Consider the following 18,948-nt stretch of genomic DNA (forward strand, 5'->3'; position numbering starts at 1 on the left):
ACCGCGTTGCTATTATGGTAAACAAAAAACTCCGCGTACCCGCGGAGTTTTTTGCGTTTTTCAGGTCCAGGATTGAAGAAGCCAGTTCCGTACCCGGTTAATGGTCTTATCCAGATTACATACCGAGTCCTGATCCACGTATGGCGTCTGATGACAGAAATAATGAGCATGTCCGCCGATTAACGGAATCCCTTCCACAATAGACGGAGAATATTTGAACCGGTTCCAGCGGGGAACGGATGCCCCTTGCGCCGACCATCCTCCCCAGGTGCCAATCCGGCTGATCGGATCGGTGAGTTTCCCTTCCTTGTCAACGGAATGGAGAAAGCACACTTTGTCCCGCAGCTCCGGATGAATCGGAATACGAGGCGAGCCCACCTGCACAATTCGGAAGTTCCGATTCAGGCGTTGCTGATGCAGCATTTTCCCCGCCTGATAGGCTGCTGCCCCTCCTCCGCTATGCCCGATAAAAAGGATTGGCTCCTCCTCGCTTTTCATCGTTTCCTTCACTTGCTGGAATGCCGCACGTCCGCCAATACGGCCAATGGACAACCGGTTGGTCAGATCCGTGCCGACTTCAACAATTTGCCGGTACAGATTGCGGCTGACATCTCCGTATGGGTGCAAAATATGAATGATTGGCTCGCGGCCATCCGCCCGAAACATCCGGTCAAGCTGATTACGGCATTCATCAAAGTAGCCTTTGGTAGTAGCAACGCCAGCAAGCAGGTAAATCCGTATCGGTGAGCCGCTGATCGCTGTCATGATTCATCCCTCCGTTCATGCTGTTGTATTGGAATTGTGTACTTTCATTATGCGGGGGGATAAGCGGTTTCATTCCTCCAGGTAGATGTGAATTCCATTCCAGCTGATCCGGTAGCCAAGCTCCTTCGCTGCCAGAACAAGGGGCAGGGCCCTTATGTCCCTCCATAAAGGGGTGATCCCGTTCAATTTGTATCCGCTCCATATTTTATGCGAAACGAACGGTACCCGCGCCACTCTTGGTATTCCGTTATCCCACCGGATCAACTGGACGGTCCCGTCCTTCATCGTCTCCGCATCCGCCTGAAGGATCCGGCTGAAGAAATCTTCGTCCACGTACAGCTCCCCGTCAAGTTCGAAGATATGACCGCGGTAGGTGAACGGCTGGTTTACGATTGCGGATGCTGCGTTATCCTCTAGATGGCTTAAATAATAAGGACTAGCCGTTGCCTGTCTATAAGCTTCAACAATCTGAGATTCATCCGTGATCGAATAATCATTAATACGTCGTACCTCGTTATATTCTGCAAGATTGTTCACATCGAAATAAAATACAGCCTTGACCCTCGGATAAAGCTCGGGAAGGCTGGAATACAGACGATTGATTTTCGCAATGGCAAATGCGTTATCCTTCACTCCATCGGTTACCGTATAATGGGTCACGCCATATTCCGACAGTTGAATCGGCTTTGTCCTGCTGAATCGGTTATATACGTAATCGATCATCTGAAGGGGATCCTCGAAAGCGGATGGCTGCTTGATATCCCCGTTATGATATCTTACGTTATAGACGTTGATTCCTACCCAATCTACGTAATCATCACCCGGATAATAGGCCTCTATCGGACGCTCCGGCACGTTCAGGACGGTCCAGACCATTGCCGTTTTGGGAGCGATTTTCTCGAACGCATCATGAACCATTCTCCAGGTCTTTATAAAAAGATCCGGGTCTCCGCTGTAATTGGTCCAGGTTCCGTTCATTTCGGATGCAAAACGCAGGAAAATGGGTACATCGGCCTTGCGCGCCGCTTCGGCAAATCTCCTCAAGTAAGAATCATCCTTCACCTTGGCCAGCCCATCGTTAGGCTCCCAGGCAATATGGGGAAAGGCGCCCGCTTCCTTCACTTCCGACACCCACTCGGACGGGAATGGCTCTCCGTAACCGACATATTTGAAGAAACTGGCATGCCGCTTCCCCGCTAAGTTATTAAACTCCTCCATGCTGTTATGGATGGTTGAGTTCTGAAGCACGTAGGCACCTAAATAAGCTCCCGACTCCGGCTCGGCTTTCCCCAGCTTGTAATTGGGATGCGAGAATGTGACATGAATCGTCCAATCCGAATAACGCGCCTCTTCGCCATGAACAGCAGCCTCATACGCACCGGGATTGGCAAGCGGATTCTGTTTTCTAGCCGCGCTTTCCGCCCCTTCCAGCATGACGATGAGAGCACAAACGAGCATCAAGCCGGGCAGCTTGCGGCGATGAGTTAACCAATAGCTCAGCAGGGGAACCTCCTCCTCTTCTCTATTCCAAGGATGAGGCAAAGGCGAGGCATTTATACGTATTTTGGCGGATCAGACTATCTTATTGAAAAAGGCCGCCTCTATCTAGTCCGGTTAGACTAGCTAAAGACAGCCCCTGCATGTTTTTATTAAACACCCATTTTTTTGCGCTGGTTGTTTACTTTCTTCGTATTCTGGCTCTTCATAGCCTGCGTAGAAGTCGATTGATGCTTCTGACCGGCTGCACCGTTTTGCCCTTGCTTCTTCTGAGCAAGAAGCTGCTTCGCGCGTTCAGCTTGCGTAAGCGGCTTAGCTTGCGCTGGCGCCTCAGCTTGAACCTCGTTATGTTCATTGGCGGACATATGATCACCTCACTTTAATGTACTCAGCATATCAAGTGAAGCGTCAATCGGCAAGCCCCCTGGCCGGGACTTTGCGAAGTTGCGCAATTCCGATTCTTGTTAAGATGACCGCAAGCACGAACAGCTGCGGAATCGTTGTCTCCCATGTCGGGTAGACGCCCAGGAAACCAACGGTAGCAAGCGATTCCGAGGAATGCGCCGGAAGCCATGAGGCTACCTGAAGCGAATGAATGCTTTCCCCGAGGAAACGGACTACCAGGTAATAGATTAAAGCCGAAGCCGTAAGGAAAAACGGCCGGATCGGCAGCTTCGCGCTGAAACGGATGATCGCAAAGCCGATAATTAAGAGCAGGAGGAACGTGACTCCGATTCCGAGGATCATCTGAACGGGATCGATGGAGCCCGCCATGCCGATGTAGAAGATTGTCGTCTCCGCGCCTTCCCGCAAAATCGCGAGACCCGAAACGATAAACAGGGACCATAAGCTTCCCTTAGCAAGCGCGTTGCCCATGCGGTCGTCGATAAATTTGTTCCAGGCCTGCAGATTCGATTTCTTGTGCAGCCAGTTGCCTACGGAAAGCATCAGTAGCACGGATACAAGTCCCGTAATTCCCTCCATCGCTTCCCGCGCGCTGCCCGCGGTTGCCTCCGCGATGACCGTTGTTAGCAGAACCGCCAAGAAAATGCTCAAGAGCAATCCTGTCCATACGCCCGACCACACCCATACATTTTTGGATTGATTGTCCGTGCGTTTCAAATAAGCAAGCAATGCGGCCAGAACAAGAATCGCTTCAAGTCCTTCCCTCAGCAAAATCATGCCGGCATCCCATGCCGTATATTTAGCCTCCGACGTCATCGGCTCAAGCTGGCTGCGGATCTCTTCGATAACCGCTTCCGCCTTATCCGGCGACGGAGCTCTTGCCAGCAGGTATTTGGACACATCGGTCATCTTGATCTCAATGTTCTGATAGGCCGCGGCGGACCGGATTTGCACCTGCCCCTCAACGGCAGGCCAGCTGCTGATGAAGGATTGCATCTGACCGTCTGCTTCCGCGTAATGGTTCGCTGCAATATCTTTCGAAGCCTGATTCAATATCGCGATTAAATCCGCGATGGTCAGCCCTTCGGAATTCGTGCTTGCCGCTGCGATCTTCCCGTCTTTGTAGTCGTTGATCAGAGTAATCAGGTTTGTTGTATAGCTCTTGGCATCATCTTCGCGAGGCGGTTCCGCCTGCAGAGCAATCCGGATCATGCTCATAGTCGTCTCCAGCTTGCCATAGACGATAAAATTCTCGCCCCGGATCGATTGCTCAATCGGCGGCCAGCCGTCATTGATTTGCTTGTAAGCGGCATTCGCCTGCTCCCATTGTCCGGCCTCAATGCTGCTGAGCAGCTTCTCCGCCAGCGGCAGCAGGGTTGCGGCAGCGTCTTTCCCGGACAGCCCCGGCACCTCGGCTGCTTTCTCGCTTTTCACAAACGTATTGATCGCTTTCGCTAAAGCCGATAAAGCCGCCTTCGCCTCATCCGGCTTTTGCGCGGCCTGATCCAACGCTTCCGCAGCGTGAGCAATGGCCGAGGATACATCGGCAGAATCCGCCTTCGCCTCGGTCTTCAGCTGCTCCCAGCTCTCGCTAGCCTGGCGGATATGATCCTTCGCATCCTGCCAGTCTCCTTCGCCCGCCGCGGCAAGAGCGCCGCCTACAAGCGGCAGCAGCTTGTCGAACTGTTGCGACGAGGCTCCTGCGGCATGAGCCGTGTTGCTGAGGCTAATCGTTGAGGCAGCGGCAAACGTTCCGATCCATATCGCGATTAGAAGCAGCAATACCCGGGAGAGTATAGCTTTAGGTTGATGTTGTCCAGCCATATCAAGTCATTCTCCCTTCTACAATAACGTATCGCCGATATAGCCGCCTTCGCGTACGCCGGGGAAACAGGCAAATACGGCGCTGCCGTTGTGAACGATATATTCGTTCAGGGCATCCATTTGTCCAAGCTTCTGCTGCATCGGTATAAATTGCTTTCTTGTATCGCGGTTATAACAAATAAATAAGAGTCCGGCGTCAAACTGTCCTGTCCGGTTATCCATGCCGCTGGAATAGGAATAGGACCGGCGCAAAATTTTGACCGAGCCGTTCCCGCGAGCCAGCGCGACATGGGAATTTACAGGGATAAGCGGTTTCCCTTTCTCGTTCTTCTTGCCGAGGTCAACCGGGTCAAACTCATTCTTCGAGCCGATAGGCGCGCCGCTGTCGCGATGCCGGCCAAATGTCGCCTCCTGATCGCCTAGGGTAGATCGGTCCCATACTTCAACCCTTATCCGGATACGGCGAACAACCATATAGCTGCCGCCTGCCATCCACGGCGTGCCGTCTCCGCTCTGCGCCCATACGACGTCGTTCATCATCGCTTCGTCTTTCGTATCGGGATTACCGGTACCGTCCTTAAAGCCCATCAGGTTGCGGGGAGTTGCTCCCTTCGGATCGGCTCCGCCGGTACGCTGGAAGCCTTCCTGCGTCCAACGCAGCACCGCCTTGCCTCTTGCAATGCGGGCCAGATTACGGATCGCATGAAAGGCGATCTGCATGTCATCGGCATTGACCTGAACGCCGATGTCGCCGCCGCACCATTCTTCGCGAAGCTCGTCGCCGCCAAAAGCCGGCAGATCCACTAGCGCAGCCGGCCGTTTGGAGGCAAGACCAAACCTTGAGTCAAAAAAGGAAGGCCCCACGCCAAACGTAATCGTCGTTTTCGAAGGATTTAGCCCTGCGGCTTCTCCCGTGTCGGCAGGAGGAAGATGCGGATTATCGTTTACCTCCCCGATCATTTCCCCTTTGGCCATGGACGCGGAAGCTTCCGTCCATGCCTTAAACAGCTTGCGGACTTCGTCAACCGAGTTCGTCGTCAGATCGAAAGCGGCAAACATCAAAAAATCCTGCGCAGGGGTTGTTATGCCTGCCTGATGCTTGCCGTAAAATTCTATGCTGTCCTCGCTATTCGGCTTTGCCGAACCCGAGACGGCGCTGCCTTTTGCTCCAAATATAGCTCCAACGCCTGAAGCGCCAAGCAATAGCCCGGCGCCTCCAACTCCGGCCAGCCGCAAAATATCCCGGCGGCTGATCGGTTTCTCCAATATGCTGTCTCCAGCTTGATTATTCTTATTGTCTGCTGTCATCTCATTACGCTCCCAGAATCGTTCCCATTTGCGACAACGGTTCAGCTAATGCATCAAGCAGCTGGCTCAGCTTCTTGGTGTCTTCCTCTTTCAGATCGGTATAAGAGACGTATCCGTCCCCGCTCTTATACGCTGCGAGAGCCTGCTCCAGGTTGTCAAAGCTTGTGCCGATTTGGGCTTCCAAGTCAGCATCCTGTTTGTTCAGCTCGGTTTTCAGCAGCTCGTAGATTTTTTTCGCGCCTTCCACGTTGGCCGCGAAATCATAAAGATCCGTATGCGAGTAACGTTCTTCCTCGCCGGTTACTTTCGAAGAGGACACTTCGTTCAACAGCTCCACCGCTCCCGTTACGAGCAGGCTTGGTTCTACGTCTACCGTTTCGACCAAGGCGCGAAGAGTCTTTGTATCGTCAAGAAGCTGGGAAGCATAGCCCTCCGCCCCGGCAGTTGAGTTGTTCACCCAAAGCGACTGCTCGATGCGGTGGAAGCCGCGCCAGTCCTTTTCATCCACATCATTCTCGCGGGCATCGATGTTAGGATCCAGATCGCCAAGCGCTTCCGCTATAGGCTCAATTCTCTCGTAATACATCCGGGTTGGCGCATACAGCGACTTTGCCGTCTCTACGTCGCCGGATTTCACCGCTTGAACAAATTTATCCGTTTCGGCAACCAGCTTATCGGTTTGCTCGAGAGCATACTGACGATACTGGCCGGTAATCTCATCCCAGTTCTCAACCTTTGGAGCCGCTTGCTCCGTATTTGTCGTATTCACGGAAGTTTCTTTCGAATGATCCGCTTTGTTATTGTTCGAGCCGCATCCGGCAAATACAACCGCGCTTGCCAATATAACGGCAGCTAACTTGGTTTTCATGAATCCTTAACCCCTCACCCATTTAATATATTTCCGCAATGAACTACCAATGAGTATATTCATAATGATAATCATTGTCAATTAGATTTTTAGTGCTTTGCGTTCTTCGCTTGCCTCTCCCATCCAGACAGGCATTCGCCTAATCCCCCGCCTCCGCTGATGCATAGTGTATAGCAGACCTCCAAACATCCCACACTATTAGACATGAACGGATACCCAAAAAAGGAGGCTTTACCCTGTGTCACAATCATCAAGCAATAAAAGCGCGGTATTCCCGCCCCAGCATCAGAATCAGCAGCCAGGTATCGAATCCGAGATGAATCCGCTTCCGGTCTATAAAACCGATCAATATAAAGCGGCAAACAAGCTAGAGAACAAAGCTGCCATAATCACCGGAGGAGACAGCGGTATCGGCCGTGCGGTAGCGGTGGCGTTCGCTCGTGAAGGCTGCGACGTAAGCATCGTATACTATAATGAGCATGAGGATGCCAAGCTTGTTCAACAGGAGATCGAGCAAGCCGGAAGACGCTGCCTGTTAATTCCCGGAGATATCGGGGATGAAGCCTTTTGCCGCAATGCCGTTGAGCAGACGGTGATGACCTTTGGGAAGCTGGATATTCTCGTTAATAACGCCGCCGAGCAGCATGTGCAGCAGCGGCTTGAAGATATTACGGCGAAGCAGCTTGAGAAGACGTTCCGTACCAACGTCTTCGGGATGTTCTTTCTGACAAGAGCCGCCCTCCCTCATTTGAAGCAGGGCGCTTCCGTTATTAATACGGCATCAATCACCGCCTATAAAGGCAATCCGACCCTTATTGATTATTCCGCTACCAAAGGAGCTATCGTTTCTTTTACAAGAGCGCTTGCAACCAACCTAGCCGGACGCGGCATTCGGATCAACGGCATTGCCCCCGGTCCAATTTGGACTCCGCTGATCCCGTCCACTTTCGATGAGCAATCCGTATCCACCTTTGGCTCCGATACGCCAATGAAACGGGCCGGACAGCCGTATGAGCTTGCGCCGGCGTATGTATACCTGGCTTCCCAGGATTCCAGCTATGTAACCGGCCAATTCATTCATATTAACGGCGGCGAAGTTGTAAACGGTTAAGAAAAGCAAAAACGCCTTGCGGCGACTACGCAAGGCGTTTTCCAACTTCCTCGTTTAAGCATTTATCTAATAAGTGCTGCAGCCTGCCCTCGTACACAAGCTCCAGCTTTGGTGTATTTTCAAGATCGCCCGGCGTCACAAGAAACGAAGATTTATTAACAAGATGGACTCCGCTCTTCTCGAATACCGATGCCACAAATTCCGAACAGAAATAAGCGTAATCTCGCTTCATGAGCCTTGTGTTAAACAGCAGGCCAATAACACCGATCAGATTATATCGATACAGCTCCCTGTTCCGTTCCATCTCCGCAATAACGCCTCGCATCTTGGCGTAAGCAGCCGGCTGTATCCGGCACCGGTACAAGGCACAACTGGCTTCGGCAAATAACTGTCCGCGCATGTTCTCCCTTACAAAGCCCGCGAAGAACGGATTTTGCGGGTTTTTCCGGCCAAAGCTGTACACCTCGTTTAACCCGCTGTCAAACGCAATCGACGCATGATTAAGCGGATCCTTCGTAAACCATTTAATCGTTCTTGTAAATAAAGTTCCCGTATCCGTTAAAACAACATAAACCTCCAACTCTCTTGTCATGCCCGACAACCTCCACATTAAAGAAGTAACGCTTCTCCTCTAACTTTAATGCAGGAGCCATGGCTTCATTAACCTGCTGAGGTACAGTCCTCTCCACGACCTTGGTCCTGTTTTGGAAAATTTACCTAATCTTCCTTCTATCTTAATGGAATTATTAGTATTTCTCAATCAAAACTTAACAAATAGGCGGAAAAGTGTAAATTAGTTCAAGGCTAGTTCTATCGAATGATCAGGTGAGGAATTCGTACTAGAACGGTTTCTAGTAATCTCCTTTTATATGGTATAATAAGCCACATTACAGATGGGATATAAAGGAGATTTCGATACTAATGGAATTCAAAAAGATGAATACGCCCCTCCGTCTCGTAGGTATTCAAAAGTACAGGAGCAAGGACGGAAGAACCTGGATCAAGTATCCTGGCGGCTCCAGAAAGCCAATTAAGAAGAGCACGATTATATGGACAAGGCTGCTGACCATTATCGTAATCGTTGGTGTCATCGGATTTGCCGGTTACAAGATCGGACTCCACTACCTGTCCAATAAAATGATGAACGAGATGGCCGATCAAATTCTGACCTCCGATGAAATCGAAGCATTCAAGAAGGATCCTGCCGTTCAGCAGATCATTGCCGATAACTCCAAATATTTCGATAAAAAAGCTGTTGAGGCTCTTCAGGGCTCTATCCCTGCGAATGCCGGTACCGGCGGCAAAACGGAAGATGCAAGTGCTGTAAAGCCGGATAAATCAAGCTCTAATTCCGGAAGCGCGTCAACCGGCACAAAGGATGACGCAAAGCCGGCGGACAAGCCTTCCGCGGGCGGCCAGCTTGTTGTGAAGAACAAGGATGAAGCTGCCCAGCTGCTGCTCAGCAAGTTTTCCATGAAGGAACTGACCGAACTTGCCGATAAAGCAAAGGATGGCTTGTCGCCTGAAGAGAAGAAATCCATTAAAGAAACTCTTCTCTCGCGTCTTTCTCCCGAGGAGTTTAACTCCGTCAAGATTGTCGCTTTGATGGAAATTATGAAGCGTGATGAATAGAGTGGGCAATCAGGGAGCATACAACAAATGAACTATTTCGATCCGTATCGCGCAGAGCTGCAGCTTGTATTCTCTGAAGCTGAGCGGCGAATCGCCAATTTCACTGAGCCGTTTAATGAGGCGGGATTAGCTTATCTTCGCAAATTCAATGTTTTTGAACGGGAAAGCTCCAAAAACTATATTTGTTATCTGCTGCCTTATTGGGTAAGTGATTCTGTATCCATTCCACCCAGCCAATGCCGTTTGCTTTCTCTATCCAATGTATTCAGCATGCTCTATTACTTCCTGCAGGACGACGTGATGGACGAGAATCCTGCTGCCTGGAAGGAGCAGCTTGCGCTCGCGCATCTATGCCATTCCGAGATGGAAGACATACTGCGGGAGCTGTTTGCCGCGGACTCTCCTTTCTGGAATTATCGCCGGCACTATGTGAACGAATGGGCCTCCGCCGTTGTAAGCGAGGACCGGCATGATTATTTCATGACGGATATTGTGCAGGTTGCGAAAAAAGCCTCCCCTCTTAAATTAGCAAGTACCGGGGTTCTGCTGCTGGCCGATCAGCCGGAAAAAATTGCATCCATGGAGGAGCTGGTTGACTATAGCCTTGTTCTTCTCCAAATGGCGGATGACCTGACCGATTGGGAGGATGATCTCTCGGAAGGGAATTATAATTGCCTGCTATCCATGATTCATGCCAAACGCCAGCCGGCTCTCCCGCTTTATGCAAAAGAAGTAGAGTCTTATATCTATGACCGTGGTCTCATGACGGACTATTGCGCCCGTAGTAAGCAGGTTCTCGACATCTTAGGCGACAGTGAAGTCGGCATGGCGCCGCTGCTCTCCTTCTCCCGCTCGATTCATGAAGGTATTGTTGGTTTTACGAATCAAGTAGAGAATACAAAGAGGACTTTATTATCAGGAGGATTTGATTATATTTTGTCGAATTTTCAGATAAAATAGTATAATATAACCAATAGTTATGCTATAATTCTATTACTCGAGTAGTAATTTATTAGCATAATTGGAGGGGTAATTTTGTCGAATCAGATTACTAAGGATCAAATTATTCAAAAGGCTTGGGAAGACGATTCATTCAAGCAACAGTTATTGAATGATCCTAAAGCGGCTATCAAAGATGCATTTGGCGTAGACATTCCAGACAATATCGAAGTTACAGCCGTTGAAGAAACGCCAGATCACGCCTACCTGGTGATCCCGCCGAAGCCCTCCGCATTAAGAACTGCATCTGCAGAAGAGTTTCCATCTTGGTAATAATCGAAATCCAAAAAACCACTCCAGTTTACGGAGTGGTTTTTCTTTTTTACGCGGTCGGAAAGGTAACCGTAACTTCCGTCCCTATTCCTTTGATGCTGTTAAATACGATATCACCTTGCATCACTTCAATAATGCTGAAGGTAACCATAAGGCCGAGGCCTGTACCTTTAGACTTGTTGGAGTAATAGGGCTCTCCAAGTTTGGCGATTTCCGCTTCCGTCATGCCTTCTCCATTATCCTTTATGCAGATAACAACTCTATTTCCCTCCATATATCCGGTTATATCAATTCGGCCCTCGTTTTTTAAAGCCTCAATACTATTCTTAATCATATTTATAAAGGCTTGTTTGAATTTTGATGAGTTTCCATTTATTTGCAAATTGTCGGGTATATTCAACCTGATTTGCCCGCCTTGCATATTCGCCAGCGGAATTAGAATGGTACCAATATGTTTGAACTCATTAGCTATATTCAATACGGAAACATGCTCCAACTGCGGCTTGGCAAAGGTCAGGAAGTCTGTAATTATTTCGGAAGCCCGGTCCAGCTCGTTAATTGCAAGAAGCATATAATTTTTTTCTTTATTGCTGCCGCTTTTCTCTTCAAGAAGCTGCAAGAATCCCCGTGTAACCTGCAACGGATTTCGCACCTCATGTGCAACTGAAGCCGCAAGTTGACTAATCATATCCATCTTTTCAGAGCGCTGGAGTTCATTATTAAAAATCTCAAGCTGACGAGAATACGTTACAACTTTTTCGAAGCCGATTACAATTTGCCTGCCAAGCATCACCACTAAGGTGAACACGAAGCATACCGTTCCCCATTTCCAATATACAAACTCATAATTTTTTGAAAGGGAATAATATTGAATAATATCCGCTACTGCAAACAATATAAAAAAGCTCAAGCCTGCAGATAAAATAATTGCATCTCTATTCTTCTTGAAGCAATGAACAACTAGAACGCCAATGACTATGCTGCATCCGCCCAAGACTCCCAACACAAACAGTACTGTTGCAACGGAATAGTAAAGAGAGTAGAAAGCATTGTTGGTCATAATATTTAAAAGTAAACCAATCGTGGATAATATCATCGAACCTAAAGCATATATCTTGAAGATACGAATAATTCCAAACTTCCCTCTACCAAAGAATGTCTCCAGGAAGAAAAATAGTGCCGGTAGAAAGAGGTTGGACGACAGGTCAAAACCTGTGGCATAAAGCCAACCATAATTTTCATTTACCATATACAAAAATGGAGAGTAAAAAATCAACATACAACCAATTGAGAAAATAATTAAACTAAGTGATTTCCAACCGGATACATGGATCTTTTTCAGAAAGATCATACAAATAAACATGAGAGCAGCTATGAAAATAAACGCAGTTCCAAGAATAATATTATCAACATCACCCATAAGCATCGTTCTGTAGAGCTTGGAATAATCACCAAGTGTAATAGCTGCAATTCCTATATTACCCGTATGGTTCACCAAATGGATGTAAATTGTTTCATCAATAGAGGAATGCTCAATCGGTATTACAAATCGATTAACATCATATGAATGATTTCTTCTCGTCTCATAAACGCTTTTTCCATCCATATATGCAATAACATTCTGAGCGTATGCTTTATTCACAAGCAGCCCTGCATGGGAATAAGAGATTGCAGGCAATTCAATCTTAACCCATAACGAGCTTGTCCCCTTCGGCAATATTGGCTCTTTCTCGTTTTCTTTTACGGTAATCCAGCCGTCGGCCGGCGGTGTCTTACTATCCTCATCATTGCCCGGATGAATCTGCCACTCTGTAATCGGTATCTTCGGAGCTGCCTCTAGTGTATTCGCAAAGGTGATTGTCGGGCTTATTGAAGTCATGACTGCTATAGATAAAAGAATATAAATCGTATACTTCAGAATCGCCTTCATCTTTACACCTCAAATATTGGAAAATAGTTCTTATTACTCATAGGTTCGACATTTTTCGATCATATCCTTCACCTTTCTCTCTTATATTAAAAATCTTAAAATAAAAAAAGAGCGGAACATCCGCTCTTTTTACTCAGATTGCGGCTTTTCTTGAGGGTACCGAAATCGCCCGGACCTCTTCGCCGCCAATAATCTCCAGCGCGTTTAGCTGCAGACCGCTGGCACAGCCGCCGTCGATTCCAATCTTGCCTTTGCCGTACCAAACATCCGCTCTGCCGTGCAGATCAACGGTCTTCGTATGGCCAAACACGACAACTTTATCAACGACCGTATCCGCTTTATGAAACGAATCCTTGATGTATAAGAAGTCCCTTTTCGGCTGCTCCTTCCAATTCGGATATCTCGGATTAAGCCCCGCATGCACATAGATAAAATGCTTGTCCTCATAGTAATAAGGAAGCTGCTCCAAAAAGTCGGCATGATAAGGATGATGTTCCAGGACCGTAATTCTAAGCCTGTTCAACAGATCCTCCTCGCTTCCTGTCATGTCGCCTCCCTTCAGATAGCTATAGACGGTCTGACGGCCGCCATGACGGAAGAACTTCTCCCTTGCTTCTTTGGTCTTGTTACGGACAATATCAACGAAGCGCTCGTCGTGATTGCCTTGAACCGCGATGGCACCATGCTCCCTGACCAGGCTCACCGTTTGCTCCACTACAAGTTTGCTGTCCGGCCCTTTGCTGACGAAATCCCCGAGCAAAATCAGCTGATCTTTAACCGGCTCGTAATTTACCCGCTCAAGCAGCCGGTTAAATGCATCATAACAACCATGAATATCGCTAATGACTAGCGTCCTTTCCTTTCCCATGACATCCCATCCTTCCCCTATACGTATTTCATTCTACAGCTATCGAAAAAAAACCTTCCGAACCGCAAAAAAGCCGCAGGCTGTAAGGCCTGTGGCTGATTAAGCAACTTGTCCTGTTTTGGGATAACCTAAACCAAGCTCTTTATGTTAAACAAAAAAAGAAAAGCCGTCTGCTTACACGAAGCCCTGGCGCTTTTTAAAACGTACAGGCTTCTTCGTATGGCGGTTGGCATAAGCCGAAGCAGCATACGAATCCGGCTTCACCCTTGCCGCATACGTTCCCATTCCTTTTACCCGGTCGATCATCTCTTCTACGTAAAGCGAGGTTTTATTAATCGTTGGCTCCGTACCTGCGTCGATATCGATAAACAAATCAAGCGATGCTCCCTGGTATACAAATGGCAGCAGCACCTCTTCCATCCGTTGAATTGCGCCATCCACGAAATAATAGGCAACCTCCTGGGACAAAGCCGTTTCCATCGTCAGCTTCTCCTTCAGGGAGGTCAGCTCGCGCGGGACAACAACCTGCCTGTAGCAAGCCCATGCGCCTTTCCCCATCCGCCGGATAATGATGCCTGTTACGAACTTCGTATATCCGTTAAACCCTTGGCTGTCCGTCCCAATGACAAAATGATACGCCGCCCTTGGATCGCTTGCCATAAAATTCAATATGCGGTCATACACCTCATGAATCGTAAGCCTGCTCTCCGTCACGTTCTGGAACCTCAGCTCTTCCGGTAGAAGGAGCTTGTTACCCGGATTTTTTTTCATCGTCGTCACCTGTACAATGTACATTTCAGCCCTTTCTTTCAGCAATCGCCTAAATCCGTTCTTCTATACCATGCCTATGCGAAAGGAGTTGTATATTATTATTAATAGTTATATGATGGCAAGCACGATTCTGCCTTACCCAAAAAACGAAAAGGCCTCCAAACCACGATGTCTCGCGGCTTAGAGGCCCTTATCCTGCTTTTATTTGTATTTCCGCCAATCCAGCTTGCTGTTCTCCAGCAGATAGCCCATATCGCTCTCCAGGCGCTTCTGTTCCTTCTTGCGGGCCTCCTCGGCCTCCGTCCGTGCCTTCAGCTTCCGCTGCTCCTCAGCCGCCTTCATCTCGTCGGATTGGGCTTTAAGCTTCTGCAGCACATCCGCGCTAAGCATATCCTTTAACGTTGTCCCCTGCTCCTGCTGGGGGCTTGTGTTCGCCCTATGACTGGCAGCAGGCGCCGTTCTTTTCTTCTTCGCCATTTCATCCTCACCTACCGTTCTTTAAAATGCCCAGTTCCCTTTCCGGAAGATCGGCACGATTGTTCCGTCGGCTTTGATGCCGTCAATGTCCATCTCCGCGGATCCGATCATAAAATCAACATGCGTAATGCTGGCGTTTACGCCATTCTCTACAAGCTCTTCCGGAGACATCTTCTTGCCGCCATCAATATTAAAAGCATAGCCGCTGCCGATAGCCAGATGGTTCGAAGCGTTCTCGTCAAACAACGTGTTATAGAACAAAATATTCGATTGCGAAATCGGCGATTCATGCGGTACAAGCGCAACCTCACCCAGGTAATGCGAGCCTTCGTCTGTATCGACTAGCTTTTGAAGAGTTTCCTGCCCTTGCTCAGCTTCAACCTTCACGATTCGGCCGGCTTCAAACGTAATCTTGAAGTTATCGATAATGTTGCCGCCGTAGCTAAGCGGTTTTGTGCTCGAAACATAGCCGTTAACTTCCGTCTTTTGCGGCACCGTGAATACTTCCTCCGTTGGCATATTCGCCATAAAGGAAACATGATTCTGGTTCTCGCTGCCAGCTGCAACCCAAACATGCTTATCTGCCAGTCCAATTGTCAGATCGGTTCCCGGAGCCGTATAATGCAGCTTTGCAAAATGATTTTCATTCAGCGCCTGCGCTTTGGAATGAAGCGTAGCGTTATGCTCCTCCCATGCTTTTACCGGGTCTTCGGAATGCAAACGAACCGCCTTGAAGATCGCTTCCCAAAGCTGGTTGACGGCCTCTTCTTCGTTAACGTTAGGGAATACTTTAGAAGCCCATGCTTTACCGGCAGCCGCTACAACGGTCCAGCTCACTTTATCGGATTGAGTCGCTCTGCGGAACGCTTGCAGGCCTTGGCCGGCAGCCTTTTGGTAGTTGGCGATTCGCTGCGAGTCAATGCCGGACAATAGATCCGGGCTGGAGGAAACGATGGAGATAAACACGGCATTACGCTCTACGAAGGAATCCCGTTTAGCGGTCTCCCATTCCGGGAATCGGGTAAATACCTCATCGGCCGCTTTCTCGTATTTCAGGCGGGACAATCTGTCATCCGTCCAATCTACGTGGACATTGCTTGCTCCCGCTATATACGCCTGCTCGGCAACCAGACGTACGAGGTCAGCTTGATCGACAGCTCCTGTAATAAATACCTCCTGGTTCTTTTGTACATTAACGCCTACTCGAACGATTAGTTCAGCGTATTTGGTTAAATTGCCCACGAATGCAACGTTTGTCATCGCTCATTCACACCTTTCCAAATATGTATAATGACTATTGTTTGCTTCTTGTCCCAGGCCTATGAAAAGAAATACCCTTAGACGAAAAGAATGGAAAATGAAGGTTTTTCGTTTTTCCATACCCCTTTTTATGTTATTATATAGGAATGTACTCTTGCATAAAAGATTTTCGCACGAAGGAGCTCATATGTCTAAACTAGGTAGAAATGAACAATGTCACTGCGGCAGCGGCTTGAAATATAAAAAGTGCTGCATGTCGAAGGACGAACAATCGGCTAGAGCAAGCAAAGCCTCCCATGCAATTCGTCATTTTACAGAAGCTGAACTGGTTCACTTGGTTGACCACGAATCCACGTGGGCTAATCCGCAATATGCAGAACTGGCGCATGAACTTATTGCTTCCATGAAACAGGATTACAAGCCAAACCATATCGCAATGGCGATTATGATCTGGCATGATTTCACGAATATGACGAAACCATCGTATCGCAAATCCGGCGCATTCTGTGCCGCGTTGGAATATATGGTCTGCGAGGTTACCGAATCCGATAAGAGCAAAAACGATCTTGCCGAGAAATACGAAGTATCCGCTGCTACGATTACGAAGCGTTATCAGGAGCTTTCCGGCTTCCTTATGCAGCAGTTGGAGCAAAACCAGCAAACCCCAGAAGCGGTTGCTCAATAATCGAACAGGCTGTTCCGGAGTTTCTCATCCGGAACAGCCTGCTTTTTTGTATCGGCTTATTTCTTGTCCGCAGGGTATACAAGCCCGATCTGGCGGCGTGCTTCGTCCATAATCTCCATAACGGCCAGAGAGTTGGCATAGGTGTTAACCGGCGATTCAAGCTCTCCGCGCTCAATTAGCCCGGCAAAAGCCTGAATTTCGTACACCATGGAATTGTCCGCTTGCGGTCTGCCGATGTTTTCTTCAGGACGCCCGTCCCGGTATTGAATCCGAACGCTCGCCGGCTGACTGATTCTCTCGATAATCATATTGCCTTCTTCGCCTTGAATTTCAGCTGGCATATTCGAATTCGAGATCTTCGAGTGAAGCAGGATGGCTTCCATATCCCCGTAATTCAGGATTAGACTGCCTTTGCCGTCCACGCCGGACTCCAGCATAACCGCACTTGCCTTGACGCTGTCCGGCTTGCCAAACAACACGACAAGCGGATAGATGCAGTATGTGCCGATATCCATAAGCGAGCCGTTTGACAATTCCGGCAGAAAAGCATTGAGCACTTCTCCAGCTTTGTACTTGTCATACCGGGAAGAATACTGGCAGAACGAAGCAAAGAAAGTACGGACTTTGCCAATCTTGTGCAGGTTCTCACGAATCGCGTCAAAGTTGGGCATCACAGTTGATTTCATGGCTTCCATCAGCAATACCTTATTTTCCTTCGCCGCTTCAAACATCGCTTGTACTTCAGCGGCATTGGAGGCAAGCGGCTTCTCGCACAGCACATGCTTCCCATGCTTCATGAAAGTAATCGCATACTCCGCGTGCAGCGAATTCGGACTTGCTATGTAAATCGCATCAATCAGATCGCTTTGCGCCATTGCTTCGATATCCGTGAAGGTATGAGGAATGCCCTGTGCATCCGCATAAGCCTTTGCACGCTCCTCCGTACGCGAATATAGCGCCGTCACTTCAACCTTATCTACCTGGCGTGCTGCATTCATAAACGTTTCCGTAATAAAGTTAGAGCCAATAATACCGATACGCAGCATAAGAATTCACCTCTTCATCCTTAAGTTACCCCAAATTGTCCAAAAACTAAAAAAAGCCCGCCCTACGTACCAAGTACGTCTGCTGACTTCCAATGAATTGAAATGGTCGGGATGACACGATTTGAACATGCGACCCCCTGGTCCCAAACCAGGTGCTCTACCAAGCTGAGCTACATCCCGTTATTCAATTAAGAAAAAATGGCGCGGCCTAAGAGATTCGAACTCCTGACCTTTTGATTCGTAGTCAAACGCTCTATCCAGCTGAGCTAAGGCCGCAAAAAAATTATGGAGCGGAAGACGGGAATCGAACCCGCGACCCTCGCCTTGGCAAGGCGATGCTCTACCGCTGAGCCACTTCCGCATATGGTGCGGTCGAGAGGACTCGAACCTCCACGGCTGTTACACCACTAGAACCTGAATCTAGCGCGTCTGCCAATTCCGCCACGACCGCATGCATATTGTGTTGTAAAGATGGTGCCGGCGATAGGAGTCGAACCCACGACCTACTGATTACAAGTCAGTTGCTCTACCAACTGAGCTACACCGGCATAAAACTTTTAAAAATGGCGGAGCTGACGGGATTCGAACCCGCGGTCTCCTGCGTGACAGGCAGGCATGTTAGGCCTCTACACCACAGCTCCATGCTACTTTCGGATAAGATCCGAAAAAAATTGGTTGCGAAGACAGGATTTGAACCTGTGACCTTCGGGTTATGAGCCCGACGAGCTACCGGACTGCTCCACCTCGCGGCATTACAAAACTTATATGGTGGAGGCTGAGGGGATCGAACCCCCGACCCTCTGCTTGTAAGGCAGATGCTCTCCCAGCTGAGCTAAGCCTCCATATTGTGTAACCCCTGGATCCCCGAAAAGTAATCGGAATAACCTACGAAGCACTGCTACACTATTTTGGGGTAGAAATGGTGACCCGTAGGGGATTCGAACCCCTGTTACCTCCGTGAAAGGGAGGTGTCTTAACCCCTTGACCAACGGGCCGTGCATTCAAGATTTGTGCCTTGAAAACTGGATGCGAAAGTTTGAAGCCCTTAAGTTTCTTGCGGGGTCCCCGAAAAGTATTCGGTATAAGCTACAAAGCTTAACTTCACTTTTTGGGGGTTGTTTAGGATAAGCCCTCGACCGATTAGTATTCGTCAGCTCCACACATTGCTGTGCTTCCACCCCGAACCTATCAACCTCGTCGTCTTCAAGGGGTCTTACTAATTGGGAAAT

At 48.8% G+C, this 18,948-nt stretch carries 18 protein-coding genes, 9 tRNA genes and 1 rRNA gene; 5 read left to right on the forward strand and 23 right to left on the reverse strand.

Annotated features, from left to right (window positions below; genetic code table 11):
* Positions 1–60 precede the first annotated feature (60 nt).
* From WFK81_RS25135 to efeO, 6 genes are all read right to left on the reverse strand, one after another.
* Positions 61–765, reverse strand: a complete 705-nt coding sequence (locus tag WFK81_RS25135) for a hypothetical protein (protein WP_336789447.1) — start codon at positions 763–765, stop codon at positions 61–63.
* Between the two features lie 69 nt (positions 766–834).
* A complete protein-coding gene (locus tag WFK81_RS25140; RefSeq protein ID WP_336789449.1) occupies positions 835–2,223 on the reverse strand; it encodes a glycoside hydrolase family 26 protein in 1,389 nt (462 codons plus the stop codon).
* Positions 2,224–2,414: 191 nt separating this feature from the next.
* Positions 2,415–2,627, reverse strand: coding sequence for a hypothetical protein (locus WFK81_RS25145; protein WP_015842624.1), 213 nt, complete (start codon positions 2,625–2,627; stop codon positions 2,415–2,417).
* 43 nt (positions 2,628–2,670) lie between these two features.
* Positions 2,671–4,491, reverse strand: a complete 1,821-nt coding sequence (locus WFK81_RS25150; protein WP_336789451.1) for an FTR1 family iron permease — start codon at positions 4,489–4,491, stop codon at positions 2,671–2,673.
* Between the two features lie 18 nt (positions 4,492–4,509).
* A complete protein-coding gene (gene efeB / locus WFK81_RS25155; protein ID WP_336789453.1) occupies positions 4,510–5,799 on the reverse strand; it encodes an iron uptake transporter deferrochelatase/peroxidase subunit in 1,290 nt (429 codons plus the stop codon).
* A 4-nt stretch (positions 5,800–5,803) separates the two neighbouring features.
* Positions 5,804–6,667 (reverse strand): iron uptake system protein EfeO, encoded by an 864-nt coding sequence (gene efeO / locus WFK81_RS25160; protein WP_336789455.1) that lies wholly within the window; start codon positions 6,665–6,667, stop codon positions 5,804–5,806.
* 238 nt (positions 6,668–6,905) lie between these two features.
* Here efeO and WFK81_RS25165 point away from each other — a divergent pair, with 238 nt between their 5' ends.
* Complete coding sequence (locus WFK81_RS25165) at positions 6,906–7,778, forward strand: SDR family oxidoreductase (protein ID WP_336789457.1); 873 nt, start codon at positions 6,906–6,908, stop codon at positions 7,776–7,778.
* 25 nt (positions 7,779–7,803) lie between these two features.
* Here the strand turns inward: WFK81_RS25165 and WFK81_RS25170 are convergent, their stop codons facing one another.
* Positions 7,804–8,370 (reverse strand): hypothetical protein, encoded by a 567-nt coding sequence (locus tag WFK81_RS25170; protein WP_336789459.1) that lies wholly within the window; start codon positions 8,368–8,370, stop codon positions 7,804–7,806.
* A gap of 329 nt (positions 8,371–8,699) precedes the next feature.
* On the opposite strand from WFK81_RS25170, the gene WFK81_RS25175 reads away from it, so the two are divergent.
* From WFK81_RS25175 to WFK81_RS25185, 3 genes are all read left to right on the forward strand, one after another.
* Positions 8,700–9,410 (forward strand): hypothetical protein, encoded by a 711-nt coding sequence (locus WFK81_RS25175; RefSeq protein WP_336789461.1) that lies wholly within the window; start codon positions 8,700–8,702, stop codon positions 9,408–9,410.
* 27 nt (positions 9,411–9,437) lie between these two features.
* Positions 9,438–10,370, forward strand: coding sequence for a hypothetical protein (locus tag WFK81_RS25180; RefSeq protein ID WP_336789463.1), 933 nt, complete (start codon positions 9,438–9,440; stop codon positions 10,368–10,370).
* A gap of 75 nt (positions 10,371–10,445) precedes the next feature.
* Complete coding sequence (locus WFK81_RS25185; protein WP_336789465.1) at positions 10,446–10,682, forward strand: NHLP leader peptide family RiPP precursor; 237 nt, start codon at positions 10,446–10,448, stop codon at positions 10,680–10,682.
* 49 nt (positions 10,683–10,731) lie between these two features.
* Here WFK81_RS25185 and WFK81_RS25190 read toward each other — a convergent pair whose 3' ends face one another.
* The 5 genes from WFK81_RS25190 to WFK81_RS25210 all read right to left on the reverse strand — a co-directional run bounded on the left by WFK81_RS25190 (position 10,732) and on the right by WFK81_RS25210 (position 15,988).
* Positions 10,732–12,612: an ATP-binding protein gene (locus WFK81_RS25190; RefSeq protein WP_336789467.1), complete on the reverse strand. Its 1,881-nt coding sequence runs from the start codon at positions 12,610–12,612 to the stop codon at positions 10,732–10,734.
* 133 nt (positions 12,613–12,745) lie between these two features.
* A complete protein-coding gene (locus WFK81_RS25195; RefSeq protein WP_336789469.1) occupies positions 12,746–13,480 on the reverse strand; it encodes a metallophosphoesterase in 735 nt (244 codons plus the stop codon).
* A 174-nt stretch (positions 13,481–13,654) separates the two neighbouring features.
* Positions 13,655–14,275: a ribonuclease H-like YkuK family protein gene (locus WFK81_RS25200; protein ID WP_336789470.1), complete on the reverse strand. Its 621-nt coding sequence runs from the start codon at positions 14,273–14,275 to the stop codon at positions 13,655–13,657.
* A gap of 177 nt (positions 14,276–14,452) precedes the next feature.
* Positions 14,453–14,728 carry a YqkE family protein gene (locus tag WFK81_RS25205; protein ID WP_336789472.1) on the reverse strand — a complete coding sequence of 92 codons (276 nt, stop codon included), beginning with the start codon at positions 14,726–14,728 and terminating at the stop codon, positions 14,453–14,455.
* Between the two features lie 21 nt (positions 14,729–14,749).
* Positions 14,750–15,988 (reverse strand): aminopeptidase, encoded by a 1,239-nt coding sequence (locus WFK81_RS25210; protein WP_336789473.1) that lies wholly within the window; start codon positions 15,986–15,988, stop codon positions 14,750–14,752.
* A 187-nt stretch (positions 15,989–16,175) separates the two neighbouring features.
* Between WFK81_RS25210 and WFK81_RS25215 the strand changes: the two genes are divergently transcribed.
* A complete protein-coding gene (locus WFK81_RS25215; protein ID WP_336789474.1) occupies positions 16,176–16,673 on the forward strand; it encodes an SEC-C metal-binding domain-containing protein in 498 nt (165 codons plus the stop codon).
* Positions 16,674–16,729: 56 nt separating this feature from the next.
* Here WFK81_RS25215 and WFK81_RS25220 read toward each other — a convergent pair whose 3' ends face one another.
* From WFK81_RS25220 to WFK81_RS25270, 11 genes are all read right to left on the reverse strand, one after another.
* The gene (locus WFK81_RS25220; RefSeq protein WP_336789475.1) at positions 16,730–17,719 is read right to left on the reverse strand and encodes a Gfo/Idh/MocA family protein; all 990 of its coding nucleotides are present in this window, start codon (positions 17,717–17,719) and stop codon (positions 16,730–16,732) included.
* Between the two features lie 103 nt (positions 17,720–17,822).
* Positions 17,823–17,899, reverse strand: a tRNA-Pro gene (locus WFK81_RS25225).
* A 19-nt stretch (positions 17,900–17,918) separates the two neighbouring features.
* A tRNA-Arg gene (locus tag WFK81_RS25230) sits at positions 17,919–17,995 on the reverse strand.
* Positions 17,996–18,005: 10 nt separating this feature from the next.
* Positions 18,006–18,080: transfer RNA gene (locus tag WFK81_RS25235), tRNA-Gly, on the reverse strand.
* Between the two features lie 3 nt (positions 18,081–18,083).
* Positions 18,084–18,170: transfer RNA gene (locus WFK81_RS25240), tRNA-Leu, on the reverse strand.
* Positions 18,171–18,191: 21 nt separating this feature from the next.
* A tRNA-Thr gene (locus WFK81_RS25245) sits at positions 18,192–18,267 on the reverse strand.
* Between the two features lie 16 nt (positions 18,268–18,283).
* Positions 18,284–18,360: transfer RNA gene (locus WFK81_RS25250), tRNA-Asp, on the reverse strand.
* A gap of 31 nt (positions 18,361–18,391) precedes the next feature.
* Positions 18,392–18,468 (reverse strand) — tRNA-Met (locus WFK81_RS25255).
* Between the two features lie 17 nt (positions 18,469–18,485).
* A tRNA-Val gene (locus tag WFK81_RS25260) sits at positions 18,486–18,561 on the reverse strand.
* A gap of 78 nt (positions 18,562–18,639) precedes the next feature.
* Positions 18,640–18,714, reverse strand: a tRNA-Glu gene (locus WFK81_RS25265).
* Positions 18,715–18,839: 125 nt separating this feature from the next.
* Positions 18,840–18,948: ribosomal RNA gene (locus WFK81_RS25270) — 23S ribosomal RNA — on the reverse strand; the annotation flags it as partial.

This window comes from Paenibacillus sp. MMO-177, from assembly GCF_037147795.1.
Lineage (GTDB): Bacteria > Bacillota > Bacilli > Paenibacillales > Paenibacillaceae > Pristimantibacillus.

What these genes read in the sequence shown, in the direction of transcription:
- WFK81_RS25140 (WP_336789449.1), bottom strand. Translation starts at nt 2,223, where the DNA reads ATGCTCGTTTGTGCTCTCATCGTCATGCTGGAAGGGGCGGAAAGCGCG.
- WFK81_RS25205 (WP_336789472.1), bottom strand. Translation starts at nt 14,728, where the DNA reads ATGGCGAAGAAGAAAAGAACGGCGCCTGCTGCCAGTCATAGGGCGAAC.
- WFK81_RS25170 (WP_336789459.1), bottom strand. Translation starts at nt 8,370, where the DNA reads ATGACAAGAGAGTTGGAGGTTTATGTTGTTTTAACGGATACGGGAACT.
- WFK81_RS25175 (WP_336789461.1), top strand. Translation starts at nt 8,700, where the DNA reads ATGGAATTCAAAAAGATGAATACGCCCCTCCGTCTCGTAGGTATTCAA.
- WFK81_RS25195 (WP_336789469.1), bottom strand. Translation starts at nt 13,480, where the DNA reads ATGGGAAAGGAAAGGACGCTAGTCATTAGCGATATTCATGGTTGTTAT.
- efeO (WP_336789455.1), bottom strand. Translation starts at nt 6,667, where the DNA reads ATGAAAACCAAGTTAGCTGCCGTTATATTGGCAAGCGCGGTTGTATTT.
- WFK81_RS25145 (WP_015842624.1), bottom strand. Translation starts at nt 2,627, where the DNA reads ATGTCCGCCAATGAACATAACGAGGTTCAAGCTGAGGCGCCAGCGCAA.
- WFK81_RS25180 (WP_336789463.1), top strand. Translation starts at nt 9,438, where the DNA reads ATGAACTATTTCGATCCGTATCGCGCAGAGCTGCAGCTTGTATTCTCT.
- WFK81_RS25150 (WP_336789451.1), bottom strand. Translation starts at nt 4,491, where the DNA reads ATGGCTGGACAACATCAACCTAAAGCTATACTCTCCCGGGTATTGCTG.
- WFK81_RS25210 (WP_336789473.1), bottom strand. Translation starts at nt 15,988, where the DNA reads ATGACAAACGTTGCATTCGTGGGCAATTTAACCAAATACGCTGAACTA.
- WFK81_RS25190 (WP_336789467.1), bottom strand. Translation starts at nt 12,612, where the DNA reads ATGAAGGCGATTCTGAAGTATACGATTTATATTCTTTTATCTATAGCA.
- WFK81_RS25215 (WP_336789474.1), top strand. Translation starts at nt 16,176, where the DNA reads ATGTCTAAACTAGGTAGAAATGAACAATGTCACTGCGGCAGCGGCTTG.
- WFK81_RS25200 (WP_336789470.1), bottom strand. Translation starts at nt 14,275, where the DNA reads ATGTACATTGTACAGGTGACGACGATGAAAAAAAATCCGGGTAACAAG.
- WFK81_RS25220 (WP_336789475.1), bottom strand. Translation starts at nt 17,719, where the DNA reads ATGCTGCGTATCGGTATTATTGGCTCTAACTTTATTACGGAAACGTTT.
- efeB (WP_336789453.1), bottom strand. Translation starts at nt 5,799, where the DNA reads ATGACAGCAGACAATAAGAATAATCAAGCTGGAGACAGCATATTGGAG.
- WFK81_RS25135 (WP_336789447.1), bottom strand. Translation starts at nt 765, where the DNA reads ATGACAGCGATCAGCGGCTCACCGATACGGATTTACCTGCTTGCTGGC.